Genomic DNA, 302 nt, shown 5'->3' with positions numbered 1-302 from the left:
GCCGCCGGTGGTCACGGACTGGAGCCTTTGGCCAACGCGGTGGACGACGTCATTCCCGGTCCGGTGTTGTGGAAGAGCATCCTGGAGAAGAAGTACCCCTACAACGGCAACCACTACGGCGTCATGGCTCCGCGCGAGGAGCGCGACATCGACATCCACCTCATTTTCTGGGGTCATTCGGCTCGCTTGCAGACGTCGCCCGACCTCATGCGCGGCATCGAGGCACATAGTGCCATGGACTTCGTGTTCTGCAATGCCCAGTTTCTTACCACCCAGGCCAAGTACGCCGACATCGTGCTGCC

The 302-nt window shown here is 61.3% G+C and carries 1 pseudogene; it reads left to right on the top strand.

Annotated elements, in window-relative coordinates:
* A pseudogene (locus PZH32_RS12850) lies at positions 1–302 on the top strand (dimethyl sulfoxide reductase subunit A); the annotation flags it as partial.

This window comes from Adlercreutzia equolifaciens (genome assembly GCF_029076695.1).
GTDB lineage: Bacteria > Actinomycetota > Coriobacteriia > Coriobacteriales > Eggerthellaceae > Adlercreutzia > Adlercreutzia equolifaciens_A.
The sequence above is the reverse complement of the archived record's forward strand: the minus strand, read 5'-3'. Positions and strand labels throughout refer to the sequence as shown.